The 2,609-nt window shown below is 44.6% G+C and carries 1 protein-coding gene; it reads right to left on the bottom strand.

Annotated features, from left to right (window positions below):
* Positions 1 to 2,609: putative Ig domain-containing protein (locus ACIQ0Q_RS09750; RefSeq protein WP_395772740.1), on the bottom strand; the 2,609-nt coding region annotated here is incomplete at both ends.

Consider the following 2,609-nt stretch of genomic DNA (forward strand, 5'->3'; position numbering starts at 1 on the left):
AGACGGAAACCATAATTACCCGTTTGATCGTTTACAGCGTCAACTACCACCCGATAGTTACCAGTTTCATCAAGAGTAATTAGTCCCCAGCTATCCCAAGCAAAGTTGGTACTGAGAACTTGACGACCTGATGGTGTAACGATCTTGAAGTTCCATTTATCGGCAGCACCAGTATAGTTAAGGGAATCGTAGTAGATTTTTTGACCAGCCACACCTGAGAAAGAGAACTCATCATTTTCGCCAGGAATACTAATTCTTCCTAAAACCGTATCTCCAATTACCAGCGCCGCAGGCGGAGTCCATTGTACCAAGCCTGTATCGCGGTTTACAGTCATGCCATTCGGACCAATAATCAGATTGAAACTGACATCATCAAGATCGGGATCGATCGCATTGGCATCATATGTATAAAGCTGATTGATATAGGCATCAACCACTGGATCGGTGGTAAAAATTGGTGGGCGATTGGGAGGAGTGCCGATTACTGAGAGAGTATAGGACTGCGTATCCGTACCGCCACGTCCATCGGCAACTTCCACCACAATACTTTGATTGCCAACATTAGCGGTTGTTGTATTCCAGGCAATCAAGCCAGAATTAGCATTAATAGTCATGCCTTCAGGGGCAACTAGAAGCCTATAGGCAAGGGGATCGCTATCTTTGTCGGTAGCATTAACGTCATAGCTGTAAGCATTGCCGCCAACGACCTCCGCAACATTACGACCAGGGAGCAAAGGATTGGTAATAATTTCAGGGGCATTATTAATCTTAGCGAGAACGACTAATTCATAGGTGAACTGAATTTGGTCGGGATTGTAGAAGATCAATTCACCCAGATTGGTCTTTTGGGTTGGATCTAGGTTGCCATTTTGGAGGAACTTGCTGAAGTCGATATAGGCATATCCATCGGGAGTGACACCATCGGCATTGCGGAGAACAATGGAAGGGGAAGAAATATTCTTGACTGCGAGAACAAGCTGGTCATTGAGAGCGTATGTGCCGATGTTTTCTAGATTGACTTCCGCTGTGAGTACTTTGCCACCTTCGGTGAAGTTAGTACGCGCATAGTTGGCTTGAATACTGGTTGTCACATCGGCAAGGCTGAGGAAGCTAATCGGATTAGGAGCGGCGATCGCGGCGGTACGGAGGGCAAATTTACTTTGAACTGGGGGTAATGTGCCTATAGGTGCAGGCGTGATACTGATGTTTGTAACTTCAACCTGTGAGGCAGTGTCTGTATCGTTGTTGACTAGGCGGAAGACAAGCTGCACAGGAGTATTAGGTGCAATGCCTACTATGTTTAGGGTAACTAGTCCTGTAGCGTTGTCGTAGGTGACACCAGTGGCAAATTTGACGATTTCACCTTCGGTAAAGTTGATGAATGCGTCCTGTCCGTTGGCGATCGTATGAACAAGAGCATTATTACCGCCCGCATCTAAAAGTGCTACCTCAAAAGCATCGTTTATTCTAACTTTATCGGTAGAATCAAAGGAAAGATTCTTAATCTTGAACTGAATGAGAGAAGGTTCTACAGGCGTGATGAAGTTCATCACCCGTTCAGGATTGAAGTTACTATTCTCTGTGAGTAATGAGTCAACACCAATAATCAAGTTTTGGAATGCTTCAAACTTCTCAGCAGTACTGCTCTCTTTTACCTTTAATTGGATGTTGTAAAGCCCCGCATCGTTGAACTGGGGTGTGCCTGTGAGGGTGGCAGTGCCATTGCCATTATTAGTAAGGGTGAGCCATGTGGGAATATTTGTACCTGTGATCAGGCGATCGCTATTTTCAGGATCGCTGGTGGCGATGTTGTAAGTATAGACAAGGCCAGCACCAGCGCTAATTACAGGCGTACTGGTGAATTTTGGTGCTTCGTTAATGTTGAGAACATTAATCGAGAATACCTGTTCAAAAGTCAAACCACCTGCATCAGTTGTTCTCACTCTGATTGAGTAAGCATTCTTGACTTCAAAGTTTGGTGATTCTTTCCACTTCAGTTCATTGTTGATAATTTCAAAGGAAGCATTGTCAGCATCACCCGTTCCTGCTGCCAAACTGTAAGTATGCGTATCGCCTGCATCAGGATCGACAGAACTAAAGTTCCCAATTACGGAACCAATTGCCACATTCTCAGGCGTGACATTGTTGCTCAGGTTCAATGCGGTTGGTGCAGCGATAGATAGAGAAATTCTTTCAATTACCAGACTACTAACATTACTATTTCCTGCCGCATCCGATGCTGTCACAGCAAAAGAATTATTCCCCACCTTAAGTGTGACATTTTCAAATTTATACGCACCACTACTATCAGCGATCGCCACCAATGACAACGCAGGCAAAGAAACGTTAGCTCCAGCATCAGACTTGCCAACTAGAGTCACCAAAGCCTTATTCGTTTTGTTTGGCTGCTCTAGAGAGATCGCTGAACTTGGATCCAGAACGATATTCAAAGCTATTTGAGAATCATAGACAAAATCTAATACTGATTCAGCCGACAAAGGATTTTCAGGCAAAGACATCAAAAAAGTATGATTGTCGCGACCGACCTTCAACACCACATCATCAAAATCGCGATCACCACCACCCCACATATCCTCCCAACTTAGCTT

This window comes from Arenimonas sp. (assembly GCF_044348765.1).
Lineage (GTDB): Bacteria > Pseudomonadota > Gammaproteobacteria > Xanthomonadales > Xanthomonadaceae > Arenimonas.